Below are 25,767 nucleotides of genomic sequence, written 5' to 3'. Positions count from 1 at the left end.
TGTATTCCTGTGCCCGGATTCTTTTGTAACCGGCTCTCCCCAACAAAGAAGCGGAGTGGCACACACCAGGATCCTGATGTGCACCACTCCGCTTCTGGAAGTAACGAGACAGCCTCAGCCTGCCAAGACAGGTTCAGCCGATTGACGGCTCCTGAGACTCCGTAGTGGCCGCGTCGCGGCGATCGGTGACGCGTTGTGCCTGGGTGCGGAGCTCAACCTCATTCTGGCGAAGCCATGCGTACATGGGCGCCGCGATGAAGATCGTGGCCGCCGTACCCACCAGAATTCCCACGAACAACGCCAGGGATAGATCGCGCAAGGTACCAGCACCGAGCAGGCCTGCACCGATGAAGAGGATGGCCCCAACCGGAAGGATGGCAACCATCATGGTGTTGATGGAGCGCACAAGAGTCTGGTTGACGGCCAGGTTGACCTCTTCAGCGAACGTTCTGCGCGTCGATTTGGTGATGTCCGCCGTGTTTTCGCGAATCTTGTCGAACACCACCACTGTGTCGTACAGCGAGTAACTGAGCACCGTCAGGAACCCGATGATGGCTGAGGGCGTGACTTCGAAATCACTGATCGAGTAGATCCCCGCCGTGATGAACATGGTGACGGCCATGCCCGCAATCGCTGAAAGCGACATCTTCCACGTCCGGAAATACAGGGCCATCAGAACAGCCGCTAGGAGGACAAACACCACAAGCCCAATCAATGCCTGCTTGGTAACGTCCTGGCCCCACGTGGGTCCAACAAAGGTCGAGGTCACCTCATTTTCGGTCACGCCATAGGCTGTTGCCAGACCGTCCTTGATCTGCAGGGTCTCGTCATCATTCAACCGGTCAGTCTGGATCCGCATGGTTGTTCCGGCGACGTTCGCCACCCGGGGAATACTTCCACTGACTACGTCCTGAACAACCGTTTCACCGATGCTCGGATCGGTGTTGGCTGCATTGGAGACAGTGAATTCGGACCCACCCCTGAATTCGATGCCAAGATTGAAACCACCCTTGGCCACCGGAATAAGGATGGAGAGGGCCACCGCGATGGCCGCAATGAGGAACCAGAGCTTTTTGCCTCCCACAAAGTTGTAGGAGCGCTTTCCGCTATAGAGTTCGTTGCCAAATGTGGCGAAACTGGGCATTACTTGCCTTCCTTGGCTGCGCCGGTGGACTTCGCTGTGCCAGATGACTGCGCTTGACCGGCAGCCGATGAAGATCCCTTGTCCTGTGCTTCCGCCAGACGTCGTTCAGCAATCGTCATGCGACGTCCAGCTTCCGCTGCTGCGCCAGTGTTCTTGGGCCTCACCACGTCAGGCTTGACGTCCGGAGTGCGGATACGTCCCGCTCCACGATAGAGCGGCACGGCACCGAGACGCGCCGGGTCCAGGCCGGAGAAACGGTGGCCTTCACCGAAGAATTTGGTGCGTGCCAAAAGCTGCAGTGTGGGATGCGTGAACATGAAGACCACAATCAGGTCAGCAAGCGCCGTCAGCCCCAGCGTGAAAGCGAAGCCACGCACGTTTCCTACCGCCACGAAATACAGCACCAGGGCGGCCAGCAGGTTCACGGCCTTGGACGCCAACACGGTCCGTTTGGCCCGCTTCCAGCCGTTCTCGACGGCGGAGACCAGTCCCCTGCCTTCGCGCAGCTCATCACGGATCCGTTCGAAGTAGACAATAAATGAATCTGCCGTCTGCCCGATCGCCACAATGAGGCCGGCAACGCCGGCGAGGGAGAGCCTATAGTTTTCCGTCCAGCCCAGGATTGCGATTGCTAGGTAGGTCAGGACTCCGGCCACAACAAGCGACGCAATGGTTACCAGTCCCAGCATCCGGTACTGGAACAGGGAGTAGACCACCACCAGGAGCAGGCCGATGATTCCTGCCAGCAGTCCCATCCTCAGCTGCTCGCCACCGAGGGTTGCTGAAATCTGTTGGTCGCTCTGGATTTCGAAACTGATGGGAAGGGCGCCGAATCGAAGCTGATCAGAGAGTGCCTTAGCCGACTGTTCGGTGAAGCTGCCCGTGATCTGCGGACGGCCATCGGTAATCGAGGCCTGGGCGCGCGGAGCTGAGATGACCTGGTCATCAAGAACAATAGCGAACTGGGACTTGGGGTCGGATCCGGTCTCGCCACCGGCGGCAACGTAGAACTGGTTCAGACGTTCCGTTACCGTCTTGAACTTCTGGGTACCTTCGTCGTTGAACTGGATGGTGACAGCCCAGTCATTGGTTACGGCTCCCTGGGCACCCTGGCTGAGCTGGAAGTTGGATGTGACGATACTGCCACCCTCAACTTCAACGGGCCCGAGGATGTACTTGATGGCAGGCGTTGTCTCAGTAGCCGGCTCACAGGTTACCAACGGCTTGGTGGGATCTGAGGACTCGCGCTGGTCCTGTGCCGGATTGGCGCAGTCCAGGGCCTCGAACTCCTTGTAGATGTCCGCCGTGACCCAATTGGTATCGCTGCCATTGGTGGGTTCAGCCGTAGGGACCGGCAATTGGTCCTCGGGGGTGCGCGACGCTTCCGGAACTGGCGCACCATCACCTGCAAGGATCACGGGGCGGAAGTTCATGTCAGCCGACGCCTGGATCAGCTGGCGGGTTTCCGGAGAAGGCGTACCAGGCAGACTGACCACAACGTTGCGTCCGGACTGCGTGCTGATTTCTGCCTCCGAGACACCCGATCCATCAACACGCTGGCGGATGATCGAGACAGCCTGGTTCAGCTGGTCCTCGCTGATGGCGGAATCCCCCTCGACCCGCGGCGCAAGGATCATCTGCGTTCCGCCCTCTAGGTCGAGGGCAAGCTTGGGGGCCCAGCTGGCCTGTCCTGCGAGGTTGCCGCCGGCCAGGACTGCTGTCAGGACGGCGATGATAACGCCGAGCCAGACCAGCACCCTTACAGCTGTTGATTTGGGGCCAGTTCGTGCCATGGAAGATCTTTCTCTTAAGTAAGCAGCCGCCAGCGCAGCCCCAGGGGACTGCGCTGGCGGTCGCGAGCAGGCGATATTGCCGCTGCGGTCCGGCACTCACGTGCCGTGAAGATTACTGGTTGTCTTTTTTGCCTTCGCCTTCGAGGCGCCGAAGCGTCTCGTCAGCGGTTTCTGGACGGCCAGCGGACGTATCTGCAGAGGTGATCGAGGATGCATCATCAGGAACCTGGGCTGTTTCGACAGCCACTGGCTCAACAATCTTGGTGACTGCCTGGCGGTGCACGGTGGCGATGTTGCCCGGTGAGAGCTCAAGCTCCACCTTGTTCTCTTCATCATTCATGGAGATGATCCGGCCGAAGAGGCCGAAGCTGGTCATGACTTCAACGCCCGGTGCGAACTGGGACTGCAACGTAGCCTGCTGGCTCTTGGCCTTCTTGTTGCGGCGGAACATCATGAAGATGAAGAGACCAAGCATGACAAAAAGCAGGATTGTCATGATGTCGATGCCGCCGGAGGCAGGGGCTGTGGTGGTCTGGGCAGAAAGATGTCCGAACACAGGTGGGTTCCGTTCTGTACTTGCTTGACTGATGGACAGCGACGTTCGATTCGCACCTTTAATCGGGGCAACACCGAGGGCTGCCGACCAACCGCAACGCATGGCGCCACAACAGGTAACAAGGCCCGAACGTGCCGGGCGTCATATCAGTCTAAAGGGAAAAGCTGACAGCACGCTGCTATTGCGCGGGGTCACCCCACGTGCCGTCACCCGACACCTCTGCATCTGACTGTTCAAAAACGTCAAGGATGTCCTGTCCAAAGGCGCCGGCTGGGGCCACATACCCCAGGTGTGTCCACGCCGGGGCCATGGCGATCCGACCCCGAGGCGTCCGCCCGAGCAGCCCTTCGCGCACCAGGAAGGGTTCAGCTACTGTCTCCACGGTCTCTGGTTCCTCCCCTACCGCAATGGCCAGGGTGGAAAGGCCCACGGGACCGCCACCAAATTTTACGATCAGGGCTTCAAGAACTGCCCGGTCCAGCCTGTCGAGACCGCGCTTGTCCACCTCGTACATGTCCAGCGCCGCTGATGCTGCACGTGCATCAATCTGGTCAATCCCATGCACCAGAGCCCAGTCCCGGACCCTGCGCAGGAGTCGGTTGGCTATCCGTGGTGTCCCCCTGCTGCGGCCCGCGATCTCGCTGAAACCGGCGGAGTTCACCTTCAGGTCCAGAAGTCCCGCGGACCGGCGAAGCACCAGTTCGAGTTCTGCAACGGAGTAAAACTCTAGGTGCCCGGTGAATCCGAACCTGTCCCGAAGAGGACCTGGCAGGAGGCCTGCCCGCGTGGTGGCACCTACCAGCGTGAACGGTGGAAGGTCCAACGGGATTGCTGTTGCGCCAGCACCTTTGCCAACCACAATGTCAACCCGGAAGTCTTCCATGGCCATATAGAGCATTTCCTCGGCAGGCCGGGACATGCGGTGAATTTCATCGAGGAACAGGACTTCGCCCTCGGACAGGGAGGAAAGAATCGCCGCGAGGTCCCCGGCATGTTGGATGGCCGGGCCACTGCTAATGCGCAGCGGCGCATTCATCTCGGCGGCAACAATCATGGCCAGGGTTGTTTTTCCCAACCCGGGCGGACCCGAAAAAAGTACATGGTCAGCACTCCTGCCACGCATCCGTGAGGCCTGCAAGACAAGGGAAAGTTGTTTGCGGACGCGATGTTGACCCACAAAATCGTCGAGGTTCCGCGGGCGAAGCGCGGCCTCGATGGCACGCTCCTCGGGTTCTTCGACCCCTGCCACCACAGAGGGTTCAGCCACGGGTGCCAGCCCTGGCGTTGGTGCGTGAAATGTCTTGGCCCAACCAGCGCAGCGTGGTCCGCAGGATCTCGGCCACGTTCCCCCGGAACACAACTTCCGGATCGTCAGCCAGGGCCTTGTCAATGTTGATCGCGGCGTCCTTCTCTGACCAGCCAAGGCTGGTCATGGCCGCAATCACCTTTGGCTTCCAGGCAGCATCGGCAGCACTGACCGTGGCAGGGCTGCCGGCTGTACCGTGAGGCACCAGCTTGCCCGCAAGCTCTAGGACAATCCGGCCAGCCACCTTGGGACCGATGCCGGGAACTTTGGTAAATGTCTTGGAATCGCTCGAATGTGCCGCAACCCGGATGGTTTCAGGTTCGTGAACTGCCAGGACCGCAAGTGCAAGCCGTGGCCCAATGCCGCTGACGCTGAGCAGGATGTCAAAAACTTCACGCTCATCCTCCGACGAGAAGCCAAAAAGCGTCAATGAATCCTCACGCACAATAAGCGAGGTGTGGACAGTGCCTTCTTCTCCGAGGGACAAAGTACTCAGGGTCTGCGGAGTGGCCTGCACGCTCATGCCGACTCCATTGAGGTCGATCACGGCCGTGGACAGGCCTACGTGTGCCACGGTTCCGCGGAGAAAACTGATCAAGGCCTGGGCTCCTGCTGTACTGCCGGCCTGCGCCGGACATCCGAACATATCTACGAATAGCCTAGCAAGTCACTCTCGTGTTCAGCGTCCGCGGCGCGCCTTTGCCTCGGCTTCGGCCCAGGCGCGCTGCGCGGGTGTCAGGGACTGGCTGCCCGGCCCCGTGGTGGCGATGGATGCCCCGGTTCCTGCCCGCCAGGCGTGCGTGATGGCCAGGGCCAGGGCATCGGCGGCATCGGCCGGACGCGGCGGCGCCTCCAACCTCAGGATCTTTGTGACAAGTTTGGTTACCGCGTCCTTGTTGGAGGTACCGCTGCCGGTGACGGCGGCCTTCACTTCGGAGGGGGTGTGCATGGCCACCGGGATTCCACGGCGAGCGGCGGCCGCAATGACGACGCCGGACGCTTGCGCTACCCCCATGACGGTACTGACATTGAGCTGTGAAAAAACGCGCTCCACAGCCACCACGTGCGGTTCGTGACGGTCCAGCCACTCGTCGATGGCAAGCGCGATCACCAGGAGCCGCTGGTCAAGGCTTTGCTCGGGAGAGGTCCCCACGACACCCACCGCGACAAGCGTGGCGCGGCGGTTGCGTTCAACATCCACCACGCCAATGCCGCACCGCGTCAGGCCCGGATCAACGCCCAATACCCTGAGCGTCATGTCCGGGCCCCACCATGCAGGATGACGTAGATCATTCAGCTTCCAGCGCGGCCTGCACTTCGCTGCTGAGGTCCGCGTTGCTGTAGACGTTCTGCACATCGTCGAGCTCTTCAAGGGCGTCGGCGAGCTTGAGGAACTTGCGTGCGCCGTCGACGTCGAGCTCCACCTGCATCGAGGGGATGAACTCCGCCTCGTCGGTGTCATAGTCGATACCAGCTTCCGTGAGGGCATCGCGGATAGCCTGCAGGTCGGTGGGTTCGGAATGGATCTCGAACGTCTCGCCGTTGTCCTTGACTTCCTCGGCCCCTGCATCCAGGACGGCCATCAGGACGTCGTCCTCGCTGAGTCCATTCTTGGGAAGGTTCACAACGCCCTTGCGGGTGAAAAGGTAGCTGACCGACCCAGGATCGGCGATGGTTCCACCATTGCGGGAGATGGCCAGCCGGACTTCTGACGCTGCTCGGTTCTTGTTGTCGGTAAGGCACTCCACCAGGAGAGCCGATCCCTGCGGGCCGCGTGCCTCGTACATGATCTCGGTGTAGTCCACCACTTCGCCGGTGAGGCCCGCGCCGCGCTTGATGGCACGGTCAATGTTGTCTGCCGGAACTGACGTCTTTTTTGCCTTGGTGACAGCAAGCTCGAGCCCCGGGTTTCCGGAAAGGTCGGGACCACCCATGCGGGCGGCGACCTCGATGTTCTTGATCAGCTTGGCAAATGATTTAGCGCGTCGGCTGTCAAGGATGGCTTTTTTGTGCTTGGTTGTTGCCCATTTGGAGTGGCCTGACATGCTTTACGCTTCTCCTCTGATCATGTGGATAAAAAGTTCGTGAATGCGTTTTTCACCTGTCACTTCCGGGTGGAAGGAGGTGGCCAGCAGGGGGCCGGACCGCACTGCCACAATTCTAGCCGCCCCTGGTGCGCTCTCCGCCGGATGAGACTCGGGTGACGGTTCAATACGTGCCAGTACCTGGACCTCCGGCCCGGCCTGTTCCACCCAGGGGCCCCGGATAAAGACGGCATGAACGGGTGCAACTCCGTCCTCTGTTGCACTGAAATCAAGTGACTCAAAGAGCAGGTCCGTTTCAAAAGACTCGCGCTGGCGACCGAAAGCGTTCCTGCGAACCGTGATGTCCAGTCCGCCGAAGGTCTGCTGCGGGTTGCCCGCGAGGTCCGTGGCGGGATCGGCAATCCGGTCCGCCAGCAGGATCATCCCCGCACAGGAGCCGTAGACCGGAAGACCGGCACGAATGCTCTCCCGAAGCGGATCCGTTACGCCGAATGCCCGCGCGAGTTTGTCAATGGTTGTTGATTCACCGCCGGGAATGATGAGCCCGTCAAGATGAGCCAGTTCAGCCGGGCGGCGGACCGGGATTCCCTCGGCACCCAAATCGATGACTGTACGGAGGTGTTCACGGAAGTCGCCCTGCAACGCCAGGACCCCAATGCGCAGTCCTGAGCCGGCAGGCACTTTTGTTGATCTGCCCTGGGCACCAGCGTGCGGTCCACCACCGCGCGGGGATCCCAGCAGGGAGGCTGCGGCCAGGGTGGCAGCGGGAGTGCCAGCATGCTCTGCGGCGGAATTTGTCATCCATCAAGCATAGTGGCCCGGCCCGCGCCGATTCCGGCCCGGTGAAACGTCCCACGGGGTTTATGCCTGCACTGGGATATATTACAGAGCATGTTTTACTTCAGTGTTCCGCTTGGCAAGCTGGTCCGTAAGGTCTCGAGGCTCCGCGGCGGCGGCTCGGCACTTCCTGGCCTGGTGGTAGAGAAAATCGATCCCGGATTCATGCAGCGAACGCTGTCCACTCTTCCGCACGGTGTGGCAGTGGTCAGTGGCACAAACGGGAAAACAACCACCACAAAAATGGTGGTCGAACTGCTGGAAAGCCAGGGCCTGAAGGTCTTTACCAACCGCACCGGCAGCAACTTCACCCGCGGCGTAGCTGCGGCGCTCCTGGGGGATGTGGACTGGCGTGGACGCCTGGATGCGGACATTGCCATCCTGGAACTCGACGAAGCCCACGCAGTCCACTTCGTCAATCGGGTGCCCCCGCGCTACTGCCTGCTACTGAACGTACTGCGTGACCAGCTCGACCGCTTTGGCGAAATCGACAAGACAGCCGACCTTCTGGCCCTGATTGCAGCGAAGACCACCGACACAGTGGTCTTGAACCGCGAGGATCCCAGGGTTGCCCGGATCGCGGAGCAGCTCACCGGACAGGATGTCGCCTGGTTTGGCCTCGACGATTCCCTCCTGAGCACGTTTCCCAACGACGATGATTTACGCACGGCTCCAGGCGGCGCCGTCCCCGCCGGGCTACCCAGCACACCGGATGCCGACGTCGTCCTCCGCGGGGTGGGCGCGGATTCGGCGACGTTCGAGTACGACGGTGCCACTGTGACAACACAGATGAAACTGCGTGGGGTCTACAACATCTTCAACGCAGCAGCAGCCCTGACGCTGGCCCGGCGCATTTGTGTGGCAGGGGCGGCAAAAGCCAACCAGGACACCCTGCTGACAGCGCTCTCCCAGGTGGAACCGGCATTCGGTCGAGGCGAGAGCCTGACCGTAGAAGGACAACCCCTGGATCTCGTGCTTGTCAAAAACCCCAGCGGATTCCGTCTCGGCCTGAAGTCCTTCCCCGCTGGCGGTTACGCCACCATGGTGGCCATCAATGACAACTACGCCGACGGCCGCGACATGTCATGGCTGTGGGACGTGGAATTCGATTCGCTGCGCGACGGCGGGGTAGACCAACTCACTGGCGCGCGTGCTTACGACATGGCCCTGCGGCTGCAATACGACGACGTCAGGATTGGCGCCGTCGACCCGGAAATCGCTCCGGCCCTGGCCAGTTTCATCAGATCAGCACAGGGAAAGCCCAAGCGGATCTTCTGCACCTACACGGCCATGCTCGCCATCCGTCGCGAGCTGTCGAAAATCACCACAGTGGAGGTTGTCTCATGACAGACCAGAGCGCTGTTCGCGAGTCCACCAGCAAGGGAACCCTGCGCGTTCTGCAGCTCTACCCTCGGGACATGAACATCTACGGTGACTGGGGCAATGCCCTGGTGATGCAGCGCCGTATTTCGTGGCACGGTTACACCCCAGAGCTCCTCGAGTACAACGTGGGCGACCCTTTCCCGGCCGACGTTGACATTATTGTGGGCGGTGGAGGCCAGGACAGTGGCCAGCTGGTCATCCAGGCGGACCTCCTGGAACGGGCGCAGGAACTCAAGACACTGGCCGACGGCGGCACGCCCATGCTGGTGATTTGTGGGCTGTACCAGCTCTTCGGGCATCGTTTTGTGACCCGGACCGGGTCCGAAATCAAGGGAATCGGCGTTCTGGATGTGGAGACGCACGGCACCGACGAACGCCTGATTGGAAATGTGGTCGTTGCCACAGACGAGTTTGGCGACGTCCTTGGCTACGAGAACCACAGCGGTCAGACCACACTGGGCAGCGGTGTCGCCCCGTTGGGCACCACCACGAAGGGTATGGGGAACAACAGCACAGACGGCCATGAGGGAGTCCGCTACCGCAATGTTGTGGCAAGCTATCTCCACGGATCGCTGCTGCCAAAGAATCCTGCCGTTGCCGACTTCCTGATCAAGACAGCGGCCACCAGGAAGTTTGGCTCCTACAGCCCCGGCAGCCTGGATGACAGGTATGTTGCCAAAGCACGCGAACTAGCGGCGCGTCGGCCACGGTGAACTACCGTGGCGAGGGAAGCGATGCGGACATCAGCTTTCATTTTGCGGTTCCCGGGGACCTCGCCACACTGACCGGAGGGTACGGATACGCCAGGGAACTCATGGCCGCTATTCCGGCAACCGGCCTCACCCTGCATCACGTGGTGCTGCCGGGATCCTTCCCCAAGCCCACAGGGGCTGACATTGTGGGCACCCAACGCGCGCTCGCCGGGCTGCCGGAAACCGCCGTCGTGCTGGTGGACGGTCTGGCCTATGGGGCTCTTCCGGTCAAAGTCCTTGCCGACATCACTCAGACGATGGTCCCCCTGGTTCACCACCCCCTTGCGCTGGAAACTGGAATTTCGGCGGCAGAACGCCACCGGCTGGAGCACTCCGAGCGGAATGCGCTGGCGCACGCCCGCCACGTTATTGTCACCAGCGCAAACACCGCCCACCTTCTGGCTGACACCTACGGCGTCTCCGCTGAACGCATCACCGTTGCAGTTCCCGGCACCTTTGCAGCGCGCCGTGCCACGGGCTCGCGCCCGGACGCCGCATCCAGGAATGGGATGCCAGGTCCGTTGAGCCTGCTTTGCGTGGGGACTGTCACACCACGCAAGGGGTACACAGTCCTGGTCGAGGCGCTGGCTCGACTACAGGACCTCGACTGGAACCTCCGGATTGTCGGTGACACCAGCCGCTCACCCAGGGAAGTGGCCGCGGTACGGGAAGCACTCGAACGCACCGGGCTGGGAAACCGAATCCACTTCGCGGGGATCCTAGAGACGGCAGCGCTCGACGCCGCGTATTGCTCCAGTGACGTGTTTGTGATGCCGTCTCTCTATGAAGGATTTGGAATGGTACTAACTGAAGCAATGGCCCATGGGCTGCCGATCGTATCCACAACGGGCGGTGCTGCGGCAGAAACAGTCCCCGATGGTGCAGCCCTTAAAGTGGCCCCTTATGATGCACCGGCCCTGGAAGGTGCACTACGGGCCATGCTGGCGGACCCGTCCCTCCGGGCAGCCACGGCAGAACGCTCGTGGGCTGCTGGAGAACATCTGCCACGGTGGAACGACACGGCTTCCACAGTTGCAGGTGTCCTGCACGCGGCAGCGATGGGGCGGGCAGCATGAGCGGCTTCAGCGCTGACTGGCTGGCCCTGCGCGAGCCTGCGGACCACGCTGCCCGTTCGCTGCCGGTTGCCACAGCCCTGCGTGAACACTTTGCCAGCCACCGGAGCATTCGGGTGGTAGATCTGGGCTGTGGTGCCGGTTCTAACCTTCGGGGGACCTTCCACCTCCTGCCTGACAGGCAAAGATGGACGCTGGTGGACTACGATCCAGCCCTCCTGAGCGCTGCCCGCGATGTACTCGCCAACTGGGCAGATGAAGCCCGCGATGACGGTGAGTCCCTCCTGGTCAGGAAAGACGGCAAACTCCTGGCTATCAGCTTCCGGCAAGCCGACCTGACAGTGGATCTGGACTCCGTCCTGACAGCCGATCCCACGCCGGATTTGGTGAGCGCTGCAGCACTTTTTGATCTTGTATCGGAGGGCTGGCTGGATACCTTCACCGCCGCACTCCGGGATGCCGGTATTCCGCTGTACACCGTCCTGACCTACGACGGTCTCCAGGAGTGGGTCCCGTCGCATGAAGGGGACGCTGCCATCCTGTCCGGCTTTAATGCGCATCAGCAGACAGACAAGGGTTTTGGACGCGCGGCGGGGCCGCGCGCGGCAGAAGGCCTGGCCCAACGGCTTCAGGCTGCCGGCTTCACCGTCACCACAGGTTCCTCACCCTGGGAATTGGAGTCCGGGGCCCTTGCCGTTGAACTGGCACGTGGCATTGCCGAGGCTGCTGCCGAGGCCGGAGCCGTGACCCCTGGGGAGGCCCAGGCCTGGTTCGACGCGCGGGACACCACTGAACGGGCCACGATCGGGCACCTTGACGTCCTGGCTTTGCCCACGCCGTAGACCGTTGGCACAGGAGGCGTCAGCTCAGACCGCGGCTAGCTGCCCGGCGCGCACGGACCCGCCCTATCATCCGGGAAGGCCGCTGCGCACCCAACCCGCAGCTCATGGTGCGCTAATCAGCAGTTCGTGCGCACCGGCGTCGGCGGCCCCCATCGACTCCACAATGGTCTTGGTCCGCATCCTTGACTCGGCATCGGTCTGTGGACCTGAGCAGACACCTTGGGGAGCGTCGGCGGCAACCGAACACCAACGGTAGGGATCGCGGACCATCAGCGATCCAGCCCAGGCAAGATCCGAGGCCTTCCATCGACCGGCACCGTCCTGGCTGAACTGGGCTCGCACCAGAAGACCCTCGTTGTTTGCCTGGTATGTGGGCGAGAGCTCCGTGACACCGTTACCCAGACCATACACAATCCAGGTGCCCATGTACTTCTCGATCGGCAGCACCGAATGGGTATGGTGACCGTAAATCATGGTGAATTCCCCGCTGTCCGCCAAGGCGTGAGCGACCTCTTCCTGCTCGGCATTGGGGACTTTGGCGTATTCCTCCCCTGCATGCATGGCACCGAGAACAATGTCAGCACCTTGTGCTCGCGCCTGCCGGGCCTTGGCGATCATTGTGTTCGCATCGAGCATGTCCACTTGCCACGGAAAATCCGGGACCTGTCCATTCAGGCCATACGTTCCCTGGATCACGGCAATCTTGGCCGCTGGCGTGGGTAAGATCAGCAGCTGCTGCGCCGCTGCCTCGGTCCGGTATGAGCCAGTGTGCTTCAGTTTTGCCGCGTCCAGTGCGTCAAGTGTCCGCTCGAGCCCTTCGGTACCCCGGTCAATGGTGTGGTTGCTGGCCGTGGTGCAGGCCTGGTAGCCAACAGCCTTCGACGCCGTGATGATCTGCGGCGGTACGTTGAAGGACGGATACGCGGAAAACGGACCCTCGGGGCCAGCTACAGGGGTCTCTTGATGGCAGATAGCCAGATCACTCGAGGCAATATAGCGCCGCTGTCCCTCGAGCAGTGCTCTGAAATCCAGTCCTGGTGATCCGGCCGCAGCAGCATCTTCCGCCGCTTGCTGCCAGAGTTGGGCATGCACCAGCATGTCCCCGGTCAACAGCACTGATGCGCATCTCAGCGTGGGACAGTCAGCGCCTTTACCAGGAGTGGCCACGGGCGTTGGGGTGCTCGAAGGCGGCTGGTTAGTGAGGAGGCCAATGCTGGCCGAGCCAGGGCCTGGTGCAGAGTTTGATACTCCACCATTGCGGGCGTTGTCCTCCGCCACCAGCCCGCATCCCGATGCTGCTAAAACCACCACAGCAGCGAGCACGACGGCGGACCTGACAGGCGGTGCAGGTCGCGTCCTTTGGAAACTGTGAACACGGAGCGGTGCTGCACCGCCCCGGATGGCCCCGTTTGGGACAGGCGTATTGTCAGTTAGCTCACTTGATGCCGCCCGTCGCCGGAAAAATCTGGTCCGAATGTTCCCCATGGAGCCGATCGTAGACCTAGTCGGTCCAAAGAACCTTGGGGTACTTGCGTGTCGGGCACCGTTGAGAACCTGGGCATGATGTGAAAGATTTGTTTCATGACGAACCCGCTGCTGGTAGCCAGCTCACTCCCCTACGGATTGCCCCCGTTCTCCACCATCGAAATACAGCACTACGAAGAGGCGGTCCTGGCCGGACTGAAAGAGCATGCCTCCGAGATCGCGGCCATTGTCAACACCGTGGAGGCGCCAACGTTCAGCAATACGGCCGTTGCAATGGAGCGCGCCGGGCAGCTCCTGCAACGAGCATCGGCATCGTTTTTTACTCTGGTATCAGCTCACTCCACACCTGATATTGCAGCCCTGGAGACGAAGCTCTCTCCCCTGTTCTCCGCCCACGACGATGAGATATTCCTCAACAGCGACCTCTTTGCACGATTCCATGCCATTGACATGGCGGACCTGGATCCTGAATCGGTCCGTCTGGTCGAGGACTACCGCAAAGAATTCCGGCAGGCAGGCATTGCCCTTGATGCACATGGGCAGGAACGGCTCCGTAGCATCAATGCAGAGTTGTCTCGGCTTGGCACGGAGTACGGCCAACGGGTTAAAGACGGAATGAAAGCGGGTGCCCTGCTGGTCGACACGGTTGAGGAACTCGATGGGATGGCTGCGGATGACATCAGCTCGGCTGCCGAAGCAGCAACCGCTGCCGGCCAGCAGGGGAAGTACCTCCTGACGCTGATCCAACCAACCAATCAGCCGCCGTTGGCCACGCTGCGTGACCGCACGGTGCGGCGTCGCCTCTATGAAGCGTCGGTAAGCCGGGGCAGCGGCGGCGGCGATCTGGATGTCCTGGACCTGGCCCGCTCGCTCGCCACCCTCCGTGCGGAAAAGGCTGAGTTGCTCGGCTTCGCCAACTACGCGGAGCTTGTGGTTGACCAACAGACTGCACCGGATTTTGCAGCTGTGGCATCCATGCTGGCACGCATGGCACCGGCTGCAGTCCGCAACGCCACTTCTGAAGCCACCGCGCTGGCGGAGATTGCCGGACATCCGTTGGAAGCCTGGGACTGGGCCTATTACTCGGCCATGGTGCGCCGTGAAAAATATGCTGTGGACGAGGCAGCCCTGCGCCCATACTTCGAGCTAGACCGCGTCCTGAAGGATGGTGTTTTTTTTGCCGCGACAAACCTGTTCGGCATTACATTCCATGAACGGAAGGACCTTGTTGGCTACCATCCGGATGTCCGGGTCTGGGAGGTCCGCAATGAGGATGGCAGCGAACTGGGGCTCTTCCTGGGCGACTACTACGCACGGCCGACAAAGCGGGGCGGGGCGTGGATGAATTCCCTGGTCCAGCAGTCGGACCTGCTCGGTACAAAGCCCGTGGTGATCAACAACCTCAATATTTCCAAGCCGGCAGCCGGCGAACCCACCCTGCTGACCCTCGATCAGTTGCGGACCACTTTCCATGAGTTTGGACACGCCCTGCATGGGTTGTTCTCCAACGTGACGTACCCGCGCTTTTCCGGGACGTCAGTACCGCGAGACTTCGTGGAATACCCCTCACAGGTCAATGAGATGTGGATCCTGTGGCCGGAGGTACTGGCCAACTACGCACGCCACCACGCCACAGGTGCCCAGCTTCCGCAGGAAGTTGCTGACAAACTCCTCGCAGCCCAGCAGTGGGGCGAGGGTTTCGGAACCACTGAGTACCTGGGAGCAGCGCTCCTTGACCTGGCATGGCATATGGTGGGTCAGGCATCCATCCCCGACGATGCACAGGCTTTCGAAATCAAGGCCCTGTCCGATGCAGGGTTGGACCACCCGCTCATAGCGCCACGCTATAGGACAGGCTACTTCCAGCACATCTTCGCTGGATCCGGCTATTCGGCAGGCTACTATTCCTATATCTGGAGCGAGGTCCTCGACGCCGAAACCGTGGACTGGTTCACCGAAAACGGAGGGCTCACCCGTGACAACGGCGGCCGGTTCAGGTCTGAGCTCCTGTCGCGGGGCAACAGCCGGGACCCACTGGAATCCTTCCGGAGCCTGCGCGGGCGGGAAGCAAAGCTAGAACCCCTGTTGAAGCGGCGCGGCCTGGACTGAGCCCGTCCCGTTCGGATCCACTTTCTTCGAGAACGACGGCGGGTGGCCACCTTCAGAAAGGTGGCCACCCGCCGTCGTGTGTTCGCGGGAGTGCTGGTTACCAGCCGCGCTCCGCCAGGCGGTGCGGCTGCGGGATTTCGTCAACGTTGATGCCCACCATGGCTTCGCCCAGACCGCGGGAGGCTGAGGCGATGACATCGGGATCATCAAAGAACGTGGTGGCCTTGACCACTGCGGCGGCGCGCTGGGCCGGGTTGCCGGACTTGAAGATACCGGATCCAACAAATACGCCGTCGGCGCCAAGCTGCATCATCATGGCAGCGTCCGCCGGAGTCGCGATCCCACCAGCCGTGAACAGGACGACGGGAAGCTTGCCGGATGCGGCGACTTCCTTGACAAGTTCGTACGGTGCCTGAAGTTCCTTGGCTGCAACATACAGCTCGTCTTCCGGGAGCGCCGCAAGCTTGGCGATCTCGGAGCGGATCTTCCGCATGTGTCCGGTGGCGTTGGAAACATCTCCGGTGCCGGCCTCGCCCTTGGAACGGATCATGGCTGCACCCTCATTGATGCGCCGCAGCGCTTCGCCGAGGTTCGTGGCACCACACACAAAAGGAACAGTGAATTTCCACTTGTCGATGTGATTGATGTAATCCGCCGGGGTCAGGACCTCAGACTCATCAATGTAGTCAACGCCGAGGGATTGCAGGACCTGCGCCTCGACAAAGTGCCCGATCCGCGCCTTGGCCATCACCGGAACTGACACGGCTTCGATGATCTTGTCGATCATGTCCGGGTCAGACATGCGGGACACACCACCCTGGGCGCGGATATCGGCAGGGACGCGTTCCAGGGCCATGACGGCGACGGCGCCTGCATCCTCTGCAATCTTGGCCTGTTCCACATTGACAACGTCCATGATGACGCCGCCCTTGAGCATCTCCGCCATGCCTCGCTTGACGCGGTTGCTACCAGTGACGCTGGCGGCGGATCCGTTGCTTACATCAGGTGTAGACACAAAAACCCCTATGGGTAGAGAGCTGATCTTCAACCGTGGGTAGACACCAGGAAAAGCCTGCTGAACACCCCGGATAGCCGGGTTGGTTGACCGGGCTGTCCTAATAGTAAACCCACGCCAACGGCCCGCCTTAATCGGGATTGGTTACGCGGGCTTGGTATCCTCCAGCGACTGCTTTCGGACAGCCCTGGCCCGCTGGATGACTGTGATAGTGCTGGCCAATGCCAGCAGAATGAGGGTCACCAGCAGGACGATCGGGGGCAGCCCAAGGCCTGTAAATCCTGTGACTACCAACACCGAAACGAGGCGTTCCGCGCGTTCGGCGATCCCCACGTTCGCCTGGAAACCGAGCGACTCGGCTTTCGCCCGCGCATAGGAGACCACCATCCCCAGGACCAAGCAGAGCATCGCGGCAATGGCGATTGGCTGGTTGTCTCCCCCGGTGAAGAACCAGATGGCGACGCCGGCAAAAAGTGCCCCGTCTGCTACCCGGTCCAGCGTCGAATCAAGGAAGCTGCCCCAACGCCCGGTGCTGTTACCCATGCGCGCCATGATGCCGTCGATGACATCCGAGAAGATGAATGCCGTAATGAACAGCGTGCCCCAGAACAGCTGGCCCAGCGGATAAAAAACAAGCGCCCCAACAACAACACCAGCAGTTCCGACCAGTGTGACGGCATCCGGTGACACTCCCATTTTCAGGAGCCAGCGGGCCAAGGGACTGAACAGGGCGGTGAAGAAGCCCCGGGCGTGGCGATTAAGCACGTGCTGCTCCTGGCCATGCTTCGGCGAGTTGCTGGCGTACCTCGTCCAGGGTCTGGGTGATGGCCTTGGTCTGGGCAATGATGGGAAAGAAGTTTCCATCGCCACCCCACCGAGGAACCACGTGCTGGTGCAGATGCGCAGCGATTCCGGCCCCGCCCACTGCACCCTGGTTCATGCCCAGGTTGAATCCGCCAGGATTGGCAACCGCCCGCAAAGCTCGCATGGCTGTCTGGGCAAGGTCTGCGAACTCGGCCGTTTCCTCCACCGTCAGGTCCGTGTAGTCGGGGACGTGACGGTACGGGCAGACGAGCAGGTGGCCTGGGTTGTACGGGAAGAGATTCAGCACCACGTAGCAGTGTGTCCCCCGGTGCACAATCAGTGATTCCTCATCACTGCGTGCGGGCCCTACGCAGAAGGGACAGTCATCCTTGCCTTTGAACTGGTCCTGTCCGCCCTTGATATAGGCCATCCGATGCGGAGTCCACAGACGCTGGAAGGCGTCTGGGACCCCGGCCAGAGTGAAGTCATCCGTGACCGAGGCATCGTCTGGGTAGCCGGGTCCTGTGGTTTCCTGCACGCGTTAGCTACTTTCTCAGGCGGTACGGTTACGGACTGCTTCGGTGATCCTGCGGACAGCCTCGGCCACGGGCACGCCGTTGTCCTGGCTGCCGTCCCGGAAACGGAAGGACACGGCACCAGCCTCGGCATCCTCGCCACCGGCGATCAGCACAAAGGGGATCTTGTCCTTGCTGGCGGTGCGGATCTTCTTCGGGAACCTGTCGGAGGAGATGTCCACTTCGGCACGGATGCCAGCCTTTTTGAGCTGGGCGACGACGTCGAACATGTAGTCATTGAATGCTTCCGCTACCGGCACCGCCACCACCTGAACGGGTGAAAGCCAGGCGGGGAACGCCCCGGCATAGTGCTCGGTCAGCACACCCATGAAGCGTTCCACCGAACCAAAGAGGGCGCGGTGGATCATGACCGGGCGCTGGCGCGAACCGTCTGCTGCCTGGTATTCGAGTTCAAACCGCTCCGGCAGGTTGAAGTCCAACTGGATGGTGGACATCTGCCAGGTCCGGCCCAGTGCGTCCTTGGCCTGGACGGAGATCTTGGGGCCGTAGAACGCGGCTCCACCTGGATCCGGAACCAGCTCCAGGCCCGAATCTGCTGCGACCTCGGCCAGGGTTGCGGTGGCCTCATCCCAGGTGGCGTCGTCGCCAACGTACTTTTCCGGGTTCTTGGTGGAGAGTTCCAGGTAGAAATCATCCAGTCCGTAATCCTTGAGCAGTCCCAGGACAAAGTTCAGGGTCTCTGTCAGTTCGCCTTTCATCTGCTCGCGGGTGCAGTAGATGTGGGCGTCATCCTGGGTCATGCCACGCACGCGGGTCAGGCCGTGCACGACGCCGGACTTCTCATAGCGGTACACGGAGCCGAATTCGAAGAGCCGCAGGGGCAGCTCGCGGTAGGAACGGCCACGGGAACGGAAGATCAGGTTGTGCATGGGGCAATTCATTGGCTTCAGGTAATAGTCCTGCCCGGGCTTGCGCACGGTGCCGTCCTCGTTGAGCTCCGCGTCTACGTGCATGGCCGGGAACATGCCGTCCTTGTACCAGTCAAGGTGGCCCGAGACTTCATACAGGTGGCCCTTGGTGATATGCGGTGTGTAGACGAACTCGTAGCCTGCGTCCACGTGCCGCTGCCGGGAGTAATCCTCCATGGCTTTGCGGATGATGCCGCCCTTGGGGTGGAACACGGGTAGGCCAGAGCCGAGTTCGTCAGGGAAAGAGAAAAGATCAAGTTCGACGCCGAGCTTGCGGTGGTCGCGACGCTCGGCTTCAGCGATCCGTTTCTGGTACGCTTTCAACGCGTCCTTGGTGGGCCATGCTGTGCCGTAGATGCGCTGGAGCTGCTGGTTCTTCTGGTCGCCGAGCCAGTAGGCGGCCGAGGACCGGGTCAGGGCAAAGGCGTTGGAGATCAGTTTGGTATTGGGCAGGTGCGGGCCACGGCACAGGTCGCACCAGATGGTGTCCCCACTTTTGCGGTCAACGTTGTCGTAGATGGTGATGTCGCCAGCGCCCACCTCAACATTCACACCCTCGGCTGAATCGTTGCTGTCATTCTTTTTGCCCAGCAGCTCAAGCTTGTAGGGCTCATTGGCCATGGCCGCCCGGGCCTCGTCCTCGGTCACAACGCGACGAACAAACTTCTGGTTCTGGTTGACGATCTTCAGCATCATCTTCTCGAGGGTCTTGAGGTCCTCTGGGGTGAAAGGCTCGGAGACCTCAAAATCGAAGTAGAAACCATCAGTGATGTAGGGGCCAATTCCCAATTTGGCGTCCGGTCGCAGCTGCTGCACGGCCTGTGCCATGACGTGGGCGGTGGAGTGGCGCAGGACATCAAGTCCATCCGGGGACTCCACAGTGACACCTTCGACGGTGGCCCCGGCGGGAAGGATTTGATCGAGGTCCTTGAGCTCACCGTTGACACGGGCCACAACAACGTCACGACGTTCGAAGAACAGTTCCGCTCCGGTGGTTCCCTCAGTCACCGAGGTCTCGTCGCCGTCAACGATAAGGGTGATCTGCTGGGCATCTGACACGGGTGTCTCCTAGGTATTCAGGTGGGGCTTCATAGCTTGTGGCATACGGGGACCACAGCCAGCCACCGTCAATGCTATCTGTTTTTAGTGAACGTCCGACGACGGTGAGGGGCCCCAACACCTCCCCTGAAACAGCGGCCCATGGTTGGACGTATAGATTTGATACCCCCAGGGGTATAATCGAATAATCACCTCAATGAACAAGGGAGCAAACAGATGTGCCAGGCAGTGACATGCAAAAAGTGCCAGAAAACGACATGGGCGGGCTGCGGACAGCACGTGGACCAGGTCATGCGCGGCGTTCCAGCTTCCCAGCGCTGCCGTGGACACGAACAGGAAAAGTCAACCGATAAGGGTTTCTTTGCAAAGCTCTTCGGTAGGTAGCCAGATCCAATACGGGACGACGCACGGACGCAAGGACCCGGCGTGGGCCGAGAGAAGTATCTGCACGGCAGCAGGGGTCGGTGCAGCAACCCCCGCAGGCAGTGGCATTTCCCTTCATGAAAGGAGTGGCCGTGTCAACGAGCGATTGGGGGAAGGGCATCGTCGTTGCGCCCGGGTGACTTCTGGCGTTCCACAACAAGGCTGCAAAGCTTGCCCTGCCAGGGCTGCCCTCCCCCGCGATCGATCAGTGCTTCAGGGCAGCATGGTCGATGCAGTATGGGGTCCACGGCCTGGCTTCAAGCCGGCCTTCGGCAATCATCCTGCCGCAGCTCAGGCACAGGCCGAAGGTGCCGTCGGCAAGACGCCCCAAAGCGGCTTCCACCTGGACAAGTTTCGCCTGGCTCTGGTCAACCAGGGACGAGGCCTGGGATAGCTCAAAAGCTATGGTGGAGCCTTCGGGATCATGTTCGTCATCCACGTTGGAGTCACGCCGGGCCGAATATGCTGCGGCGATATCTGCGCGAAGAGCCGTGATAAGACTCATTTTTTCGCTGCGTTCGACTTCCAGTAGCCGGCGGAACCGGTCACGATTGGGCATGCTACGAGCCTAACCCTCAGGCCCGGGCTCCGGCATCTGCATCAAGCCCTTGCCGCGAAGGCACAAGTTCGGGGAGCACCTGTTCTAGCGGAAGCGTATCCGTGGCGCCGAGATCCCAGGCCATGCTTGCGCTGAGGCTGATGCCCCGGGGCCCGGTCCGTCGCGTGGTCCCACGCACCAGGAGCAACCGGGTATTAAAAAGCATCGGACCCGCTTGCTCCTGCGCTTCATGGAAAAAGACAGTGTCCACACATCCCGTGCCATCATCGAGGCTGATGAACACCACGCGACGTCCACCGCGCATGGGCGGGGTCTGGGTTGCAACCCGGACGCCGGCCACCATGACGTCGGTTCCATTGCGCAGGCCCAGCAGCTTGTCTGCCGTCACAACTCCTATCCTGTCCAGCAACGGGCGATGGCTGTCCATGAGGTGTGCACTGACATCCATGGCCATGAGGTCAAGTTCAGTACGAACATTTTCCACCTGGGTCGGTGGCGGCAGGACAGCTTTGATGTTGGCAAGTTCAACGTCTCCCAAAGCGAACGCAAGCTGTCCATCAATAACCTGGATTCCTTTTTTGCTGCTGCCTGCGGTCTGCAACGCCTGCAGGTGCTGGACCAGGTCGGCCCGGTTCGCAGCTCCCCCGGACCCCCTGTGCAAGGAGTCAAAGGCACCCAGTTGCGCAAGCCGCCTAATACTTGGTTTGCTCAGTCGCGATCTGGTCCGCAGATCTGCTAGGGAGTCGTAGGGCTGCCCTGCCGCAATCCGTGTCACTTCCGCCCCGGACAGGCCATAGATTCCCTTGAGGCTCAGCCGGATGCCCAATCTGCTACGATAGGGCCCGTCCGGGATGCGCTCCACCCGGTATTCGGCTGCGCTGCTGTTGATGTCGAGCGGCAGGATGGGGATTCCCATTCGCCGAGCTTCTGCCACCAGAAGCCGCTTTGGATACATTCCGGGGTCGTGTTCCCAGATCCCGGCCAGGAACGCCTCAGGATGGTGGGTCTTGAGCCAGGCGGACTGATAGGTGGGCACAGCGAAGGCAGCACCATGGGCCTTGCAAAAGCCAAAGCTGCCAAAAGCCTTCAACGTTCCCCAGACACTGTTGATGACGTCCTGCGAGAAGCCGTTGATAGATGAGCCCTCACGGAATTTCTGTTCCACAAAGGGTTCCCCTGTTTCGCTTCCCAAGAGTCGCCGGTACTCGTCCGCTGTGGCCAGCCCACACCCTGTCATGGTGTTCAGAGTATTCAGGATCTGCTCATGGAAGACAGTGACCCCGTGGGTCTCCTCAAGATAGGGCCGAAGAAGCGGATGTGGATATTTCTCCGGCGCGAAGCCGTGCCGGTGTTCCAGGAAGGGGCGCACCATGTCCGATTTCATGGGCCCAGGGCGGAAGAGGGAGATGTCAATGATGAGATCGTTGAAGTCCCGTGGCGCAAGCTTCCCAATCAGTTCCCGCTGCCCAGGGGATTCGATCTGGAAACAGCCAAGCGTATGGGTGGTCCTGATGAGATCAAACGTTGCCGGATCATCAAGCGGCACCGCGTTGAGGTCGATCAACCCGTTCTCCGCAATGTAGTCAGGCCCCGTTCCGTCCGGGCCAGGCTGGTGCTTTCCCGCTGCCACTACTTCTGCTTTGGAGGGGTGCAGCCGAATAACTTCCCGCACAGCAAAAGCCATGGCGCTTTGCATCCGCACGCCCAGGACATCGAGTTTGAGCATGCCCATGGGATCCATGTCGTGTTTATCAAACTGACTCATGGGCAGCCCCATTCCGCTGGGCTGCACTGGTGTCCTGTCCAGGAGCGTTGCGTCTCCTAGGATGACCCCGCAGGGATGCATGGAGATGTGGCGCGGCAACCGGTCCAGCCGTTCAGTGAGATCCACCAAAAGGTCCAGCTGCTGGTTCTCACTGAGATCCCGATTTTCCACCCGGCTGGCAAAATCGCGCAGTTCCGGCTTCTCCACTAGTGCTTCGCGGAAGTTCCTGGCCGAAAAGCGCCAGAGCTGCTTGGCAATCAGGCCAACGTCGCCGTCGTCCATCCCCAGCGCCATCCCCGCATCCCGAACCGCACCCCTAGCCCGGTACCCGTTCTGCATGCTCATCAGGCTCACCCGCGCAGAACCAAACCTGTCGAAAATTTTCCGGTAGACGTTGTGCCGCTCGGCGCTTTCAACATCAATGTCGATATCCGGCAGTGTGGCTCTGTCCCTGGAAAGGAAGCGTTCAAAGATGAGGTTGTGTTCCAGTGGATTCACCTGGCTGACCCCAATCAGGTAATTGACCAGGCTGGATGCACCCGACCCACGTGCAGCAGCACGGACGTTCATGTCCTGGATCATGCGGGACACTTCTGCCACCGTCAGGAAGTAGGAGGAAAAACCCAGGTCTTCGATGATCTTCAGCTCATGATTCAGCGTGCGCCGCATGGACTCCTGATCCTGCCCGGCTATACCCGGGAAACGCCTGGTGATCCCCGCCTCGCACCGCTGCTCCAGTTCCCGCTGTGGGTGCTGGGTGATTCCCAGGATGGCGGTTTCCGGAACCACCGGCTGCTTCCAGCCCATGTCTGTCACCGGATCCTGGCGACAGCGGTCCGCGAGCGCCTCGGTTTGCGCCAGGAGCTGGGTGAGGTCAGCTGCACCAAATCCTGCGGCCGCAATGACCTCCTGGCCAAGCCTGGTCATGGCAGCCGGGTCCTTGAGCCATGCCTGGCCGTTGGGTGTCACGGAGCGGTTGCTGGACAGCAGTTCCGGCATGGACGTCAGGGTCCGTGCCGATTCCAGGACATCTGCGGTGGGTGCACCATCTTCGGACGCGTACCTGACGGCATTGGTCAGGATGGCCGGCACGGCGTGTTCTGCTGCTAGTTTGAGCATCCGCACTGCATGGGACGTGCTGAAGAGCCGGCCGGGCGCACTGAGCTGGGTCACCACTTCGGTAACGAGGGTGCGGGGCGGCATCGCATCAAGCCATGCTTTATACAGGGTGCGCGGATGCAGGTACCGCCGCGCCCCCATTGCCTGGCCAACGTCAGATTCCGGACCCAGTAAAACTGTCAGGACAGGATTGAGAGTTTCAGGGTCCAGGACCCTGGATGCCAGCTCTGCCCGGGTCACGGCAATGGGTACCGCTCCTCCGGCCTTGCCTGATGTGCGTGCGTGGGCGTCAGATATAAGCCTGCAGAGCGCACGGTAACCAGCGCCGCTGTTATGGCCGTGGGCCAGTACGACGACGCGGCCCGCAACCTGTGTGCGGAGGTCACCGTCAGCATCGAAGACAGCCAAGTCGACGCCAACGATGGGGTCAAGGCCTTCTTTCATGCACGCCCGAAGGTGTTTGATGGTGCCGTAGAGCCCATCCCTGTCAGTGCATGCGAGCGCAGTAGCACCCTGCGCGCTGGCTGCCTGTGCCAGTTCTTCTGGCCACGAGACTCCGTAGTGGGCGCTGAAGGCCGTGGCGACATGGAGATGCGTGAAGCTCATGAGCCCTGGACCCTGAGCGCATCATGGATCCGCACCATCCGCCATCTGCCGCTCCCGGCATGTCGACTCAGATCAAACGTGAGGATGTCCAGCGCAGCGCTGTCTCCGTGGGCGGGGCTGTCGTCGTGGTCTGGGTACCCGTCTTCCATGTCCCCAAAGCCGGGCTCGCCATGATCGGGGGCATCGCTGTCGTTGGCATCCAGGCCAGCGTATTCCAGACTGTGGCCTCTGCTGCGATGGCTGGCTGCCGCAGGGTTCTTGGCTGGGGCGGCCTGTTCCGGCAAGACCTGGAGGCGCCAGATTTCGTGGTCCACAATTCCCTGCCCCTGCCCTAACGGGGCCCTGGCATCCTCTGCCCACCATTGGCGGCGTTCAAACCACCGCACCGGCTCTGCACAAACCACGTACGCCACGTCCCTCCACTCCAGGCGAACCGGCTGGCCGTCGGGAGTGCACGCAACGTCTAGGCCCTCGCTGAATATGCCCATGATCCCTCCCGAACAAGCCCATCGTCCCGTTGGAATACGCGAGTGGTACGCCTTGCCACGATGAATTAACTGACGGCGGCTTCTCGCCACCAGGTATGTATTCGAATATATGTTCGAATACATTCAGTGTACGGCGAGGCTCGGACAAATCCCAGATGCTGTGAACCAAGGGTGGACGCCGGTCCACTCAGGGAGCAGGATGGAGAACATGACTACCCATGACGCACTCCTAAAGCACGTCAGTATCTCAGCGGAAGAGTCCTCGCTGGTGGCTACCTTCGACATTGATGGGAACATTCCCGGCCAGGGCGCATATGTGGTGGGGCTGGTGGCGGCAAGTCCGGACTACTCGTCGCAGCGCAGGCTCGGCATCGAATTCATGAATGGCGAGGCGATTGCCTTTTTCGCCTTCAGCCACGAACAGGGCACGGAAGAGAACTATGACCTCGCAGGGGTGACCCATTCCGGAAGCACCATTACCGGCAACTTCCCCATGGCGGCAGTTCATGGCCTGGGGAAAGGGCACGTCATGACGGCGTTCAGCGAGGCCGATGGACGGGAATTCCAGTCCGGAGTTGCTGTCGAAGAGGCTTTGTAGGCAGCCGAACAGCGGGCCTAGCCGTTTTCGTGGTGGACTTTCATCTCCAGTTCAATGAAGCCGGAGATCATGGAACGGTAGGTCGACTCGACAATATCCGGGTCAACGTCTTTCTTGACCGCTACAGACCGGACGTGCTCTATGACTCGCTCAACACGGCCAGGCGCGCGAACCTCCGCATCGTCTCCCTTGAGGGTTCCGGCAATGCGGATCAGGCGTTCGCGGCGGGCAATCAGGGCAACAATCTGCTCATCCACTTCGTCAACAGCAATGCGCACTGCAGCCAGCTGTCCTCTGTCAGCAGCTGCGTCCCGGTCTTTTCCCTGAATTGTAGCCATAGCCTGACAGTATCGAAGCGGACGGCCCGCGTCGACTTCATGTCATCAGCAGTCCATCGATGACCACGCTGTAGAAGTGTGTTCCACACACCAGGCACGGGGCCCGGTGCGACTCCCCCGCGGAATGAAGATGACAAGCCATCAGGCACTCCGACGGGTATATT

The 25,767-nt window shown here is 61.1% G+C and carries 24 protein-coding genes; 8 read left to right on the top strand and 16 right to left on the bottom strand.

From position 1 onward, the window contains the following. Positions 1-133 precede the first annotated feature (133 nt). The 8 genes from secF to pdxT all read right to left on the bottom strand — a co-directional run bounded on the left by secF (position 134) and on the right by pdxT (position 7,645). Positions 134-1,144, bottom strand: a complete 1,011-nt coding sequence (secF, locus tag QMG79_RS05765; RefSeq protein WP_283537630.1) for a protein translocase subunit SecF — start codon at positions 1,142-1,144, stop codon at positions 134-136. Next, complete coding sequence (gene secD / locus QMG79_RS05760; RefSeq protein WP_283537629.1) at positions 1,144-2,937, bottom strand: protein translocase subunit SecD; 1,794 nt, start codon at positions 2,935-2,937, stop codon at positions 1,144-1,146. Before secD ends, secF begins: the two co-directional genes overlap by 1 nt. Before the next feature lie 112 nt (positions 2,938-3,049). After that, positions 3,050-3,433, bottom strand: a complete 384-nt coding sequence (gene yajC / locus QMG79_RS05755) for a preprotein translocase subunit YajC (RefSeq protein WP_283538009.1) — start codon at positions 3,431-3,433, stop codon at positions 3,050-3,052. A 238-nt stretch (positions 3,434-3,671) separates the two neighbouring features. Further along, positions 3,672-4,760 carry a Holliday junction branch migration DNA helicase RuvB gene (gene ruvB / locus QMG79_RS05750; protein WP_283537628.1) on the bottom strand — a complete coding sequence of 363 codons (1,089 nt, stop codon included), beginning with the start codon at positions 4,758-4,760 and terminating at the stop codon, positions 3,672-3,674. Next, positions 4,753-5,397: a Holliday junction branch migration protein RuvA gene (ruvA, locus tag QMG79_RS05745; protein ID WP_283537627.1), complete on the bottom strand. Its 645-nt coding sequence runs from the start codon at positions 5,395-5,397 to the stop codon at positions 4,753-4,755. Before ruvA ends, ruvB begins: the two co-directional genes overlap by 8 nt. Positions 5,398-5,478: 81 nt before the next feature. Further along, a complete protein-coding gene (ruvC, locus tag QMG79_RS05740) occupies positions 5,479-6,057 on the bottom strand; it encodes a crossover junction endodeoxyribonuclease RuvC (protein ID WP_283537626.1) in 579 nt (192 codons plus the stop codon). A gap of 31 nt (positions 6,058-6,088) precedes the next feature. Further along, a complete protein-coding gene (locus QMG79_RS05735; protein ID WP_283537625.1) occupies positions 6,089-6,844 on the bottom strand; it encodes a YebC/PmpR family DNA-binding transcriptional regulator in 756 nt (251 codons plus the stop codon). 3 nt (positions 6,845-6,847) lie between these two features. After that, entirely contained in the window at positions 6,848-7,645 is a 798-nt protein-coding gene (pdxT, locus tag QMG79_RS05730) for a pyridoxal 5'-phosphate synthase glutaminase subunit PdxT (RefSeq protein ID WP_283537624.1), read from the bottom strand. 90 nt (positions 7,646-7,735) lie between these two features. Between pdxT and QMG79_RS05725 the strand changes: the two genes are divergently transcribed. From QMG79_RS05725 to QMG79_RS05710, 4 genes are read left to right on the top strand one after another with little or no spacing between them, the layout of a single operon-like run. Continuing rightward, positions 7,736-9,028, top strand: a complete 1,293-nt coding sequence (locus QMG79_RS05725; protein WP_283537623.1) for a Mur ligase family protein — start codon at positions 7,736-7,738, stop codon at positions 9,026-9,028. Then, complete coding sequence (locus QMG79_RS05720; protein WP_283537622.1) at positions 9,025-9,777, top strand: type 1 glutamine amidotransferase; 753 nt, start codon at positions 9,025-9,027, stop codon at positions 9,775-9,777. The genes QMG79_RS05725 and QMG79_RS05720 overlap by 4 nt, the downstream gene beginning before the upstream one ends. Further along, positions 9,774-10,892, top strand: a complete 1,119-nt coding sequence (locus QMG79_RS05715) for a glycosyltransferase (RefSeq protein ID WP_283537621.1) — start codon at positions 9,774-9,776, stop codon at positions 10,890-10,892. Before QMG79_RS05720 ends, QMG79_RS05715 begins: the two co-directional genes overlap by 4 nt. Continuing rightward, positions 10,889-11,731 carry a class I SAM-dependent methyltransferase gene (locus QMG79_RS05710; RefSeq protein WP_283537620.1) on the top strand — a complete coding sequence of 281 codons (843 nt, stop codon included), beginning with the start codon at positions 10,889-10,891 and terminating at the stop codon, positions 11,729-11,731. The genes QMG79_RS05715 and QMG79_RS05710 overlap by 4 nt, the downstream gene beginning before the upstream one ends. Positions 11,732-11,833: 102 nt before the next feature. Here QMG79_RS05710 and QMG79_RS05705 read toward each other — a convergent pair whose 3' ends face one another. Next, a complete protein-coding gene (locus tag QMG79_RS05705; RefSeq protein ID WP_283537619.1) occupies positions 11,834-13,039 on the bottom strand; it encodes a CapA family protein in 1,206 nt (401 codons plus the stop codon). A gap of 273 nt (positions 13,040-13,312) precedes the next feature. Here QMG79_RS05705 and QMG79_RS05700 point away from each other — a divergent pair, with 273 nt between their 5' ends. After that, positions 13,313-15,325, top strand: coding sequence for a M3 family metallopeptidase (locus QMG79_RS05700; protein ID WP_283537618.1), 2,013 nt, complete (start codon positions 13,313-13,315; stop codon positions 15,323-15,325). A 97-nt stretch (positions 15,326-15,422) separates the two neighbouring features. Here QMG79_RS05700 and pdxS read toward each other — a convergent pair whose 3' ends face one another. The 4 genes from pdxS to thrS form a co-directional block, all read right to left on the bottom strand. Beyond that, positions 15,423-16,340 carry a pyridoxal 5'-phosphate synthase lyase subunit PdxS gene (gene pdxS / locus QMG79_RS05695; protein WP_283537617.1) on the bottom strand — a complete coding sequence of 306 codons (918 nt, stop codon included), beginning with the start codon at positions 16,338-16,340 and terminating at the stop codon, positions 15,423-15,425. 144 nt (positions 16,341-16,484) lie between these two features. Beyond that, positions 16,485-17,105, bottom strand: a complete 621-nt coding sequence (gene pgsA / locus QMG79_RS05690) for a phosphatidylinositol phosphate synthase (RefSeq protein WP_283537616.1) — start codon at positions 17,103-17,105, stop codon at positions 16,485-16,487. After that, complete coding sequence (locus QMG79_RS05685; RefSeq protein WP_283537615.1) at positions 17,098-17,682, bottom strand: HIT family protein; 585 nt, start codon at positions 17,680-17,682, stop codon at positions 17,098-17,100. The genes pgsA and QMG79_RS05685 overlap by 8 nt, the downstream gene beginning before the upstream one ends. A gap of 15 nt (positions 17,683-17,697) precedes the next feature. Beyond that, positions 17,698-19,707, bottom strand: a complete 2,010-nt coding sequence (gene thrS, locus QMG79_RS05680; RefSeq protein WP_283537614.1) for a threonine--tRNA ligase — start codon at positions 19,705-19,707, stop codon at positions 17,698-17,700. A gap of 216 nt (positions 19,708-19,923) precedes the next feature. On the opposite strand from thrS, the gene QMG79_RS16635 reads away from it, so the two are divergent. Beyond that, positions 19,924-20,091 (top strand): DUF8730 family Cys-rich protein, encoded by a 168-nt coding sequence (locus QMG79_RS16635; protein WP_502934702.1) that lies wholly within the window; start codon positions 19,924-19,926, stop codon positions 20,089-20,091. Between the two features lie 244 nt (positions 20,092-20,335). On the opposite strand, the gene QMG79_RS05675 is transcribed toward QMG79_RS16635, so the two are convergent. Continuing rightward, positions 20,336-20,689: a TraR/DksA family transcriptional regulator gene (locus QMG79_RS05675; protein WP_283537613.1), complete on the bottom strand. Its 354-nt coding sequence runs from the start codon at positions 20,687-20,689 to the stop codon at positions 20,336-20,338. A 16-nt stretch (positions 20,690-20,705) separates the two neighbouring features. Beyond that, positions 20,706-24,179: a DNA polymerase III subunit alpha gene (locus QMG79_RS05670; protein ID WP_283537612.1), complete on the bottom strand. Its 3,474-nt coding sequence runs from the start codon at positions 24,177-24,179 to the stop codon at positions 20,706-20,708. 59 nt (positions 24,180-24,238) lie between these two features. On the opposite strand from QMG79_RS05670, the gene QMG79_RS05665 reads away from it, so the two are divergent. After that, positions 24,239-24,514: a hypothetical protein gene (locus QMG79_RS05665; protein WP_283538049.1), complete on the top strand. Its 276-nt coding sequence runs from the start codon at positions 24,239-24,241 to the stop codon at positions 24,512-24,514. A 361-nt stretch (positions 24,515-24,875) separates the two neighbouring features. Beyond that, positions 24,876-25,265: a hypothetical protein gene (locus tag QMG79_RS05655; protein WP_283537611.1), complete on the top strand. Its 390-nt coding sequence runs from the start codon at positions 24,876-24,878 to the stop codon at positions 25,263-25,265. Positions 25,266-25,282: 17 nt separating this feature from the next. Here the strand turns inward: QMG79_RS05655 and QMG79_RS05650 are convergent, their stop codons facing one another. Next, positions 25,283-25,603: a chorismate mutase gene (locus tag QMG79_RS05650; protein ID WP_283537610.1), complete on the bottom strand. Its 321-nt coding sequence runs from the start codon at positions 25,601-25,603 to the stop codon at positions 25,283-25,285. Positions 25,604-25,767 lie beyond the last annotated feature (164 nt).

Source organism: Pseudarthrobacter sp. PS3-L1 (genome assembly GCF_030063285.1).
In the GTDB taxonomy this organism is placed as follows: domain Bacteria; phylum Actinomycetota; class Actinomycetes; order Actinomycetales; family Micrococcaceae; genus Arthrobacter.
This window is presented reverse-complemented; position numbering and strand designations above follow the sequence as displayed.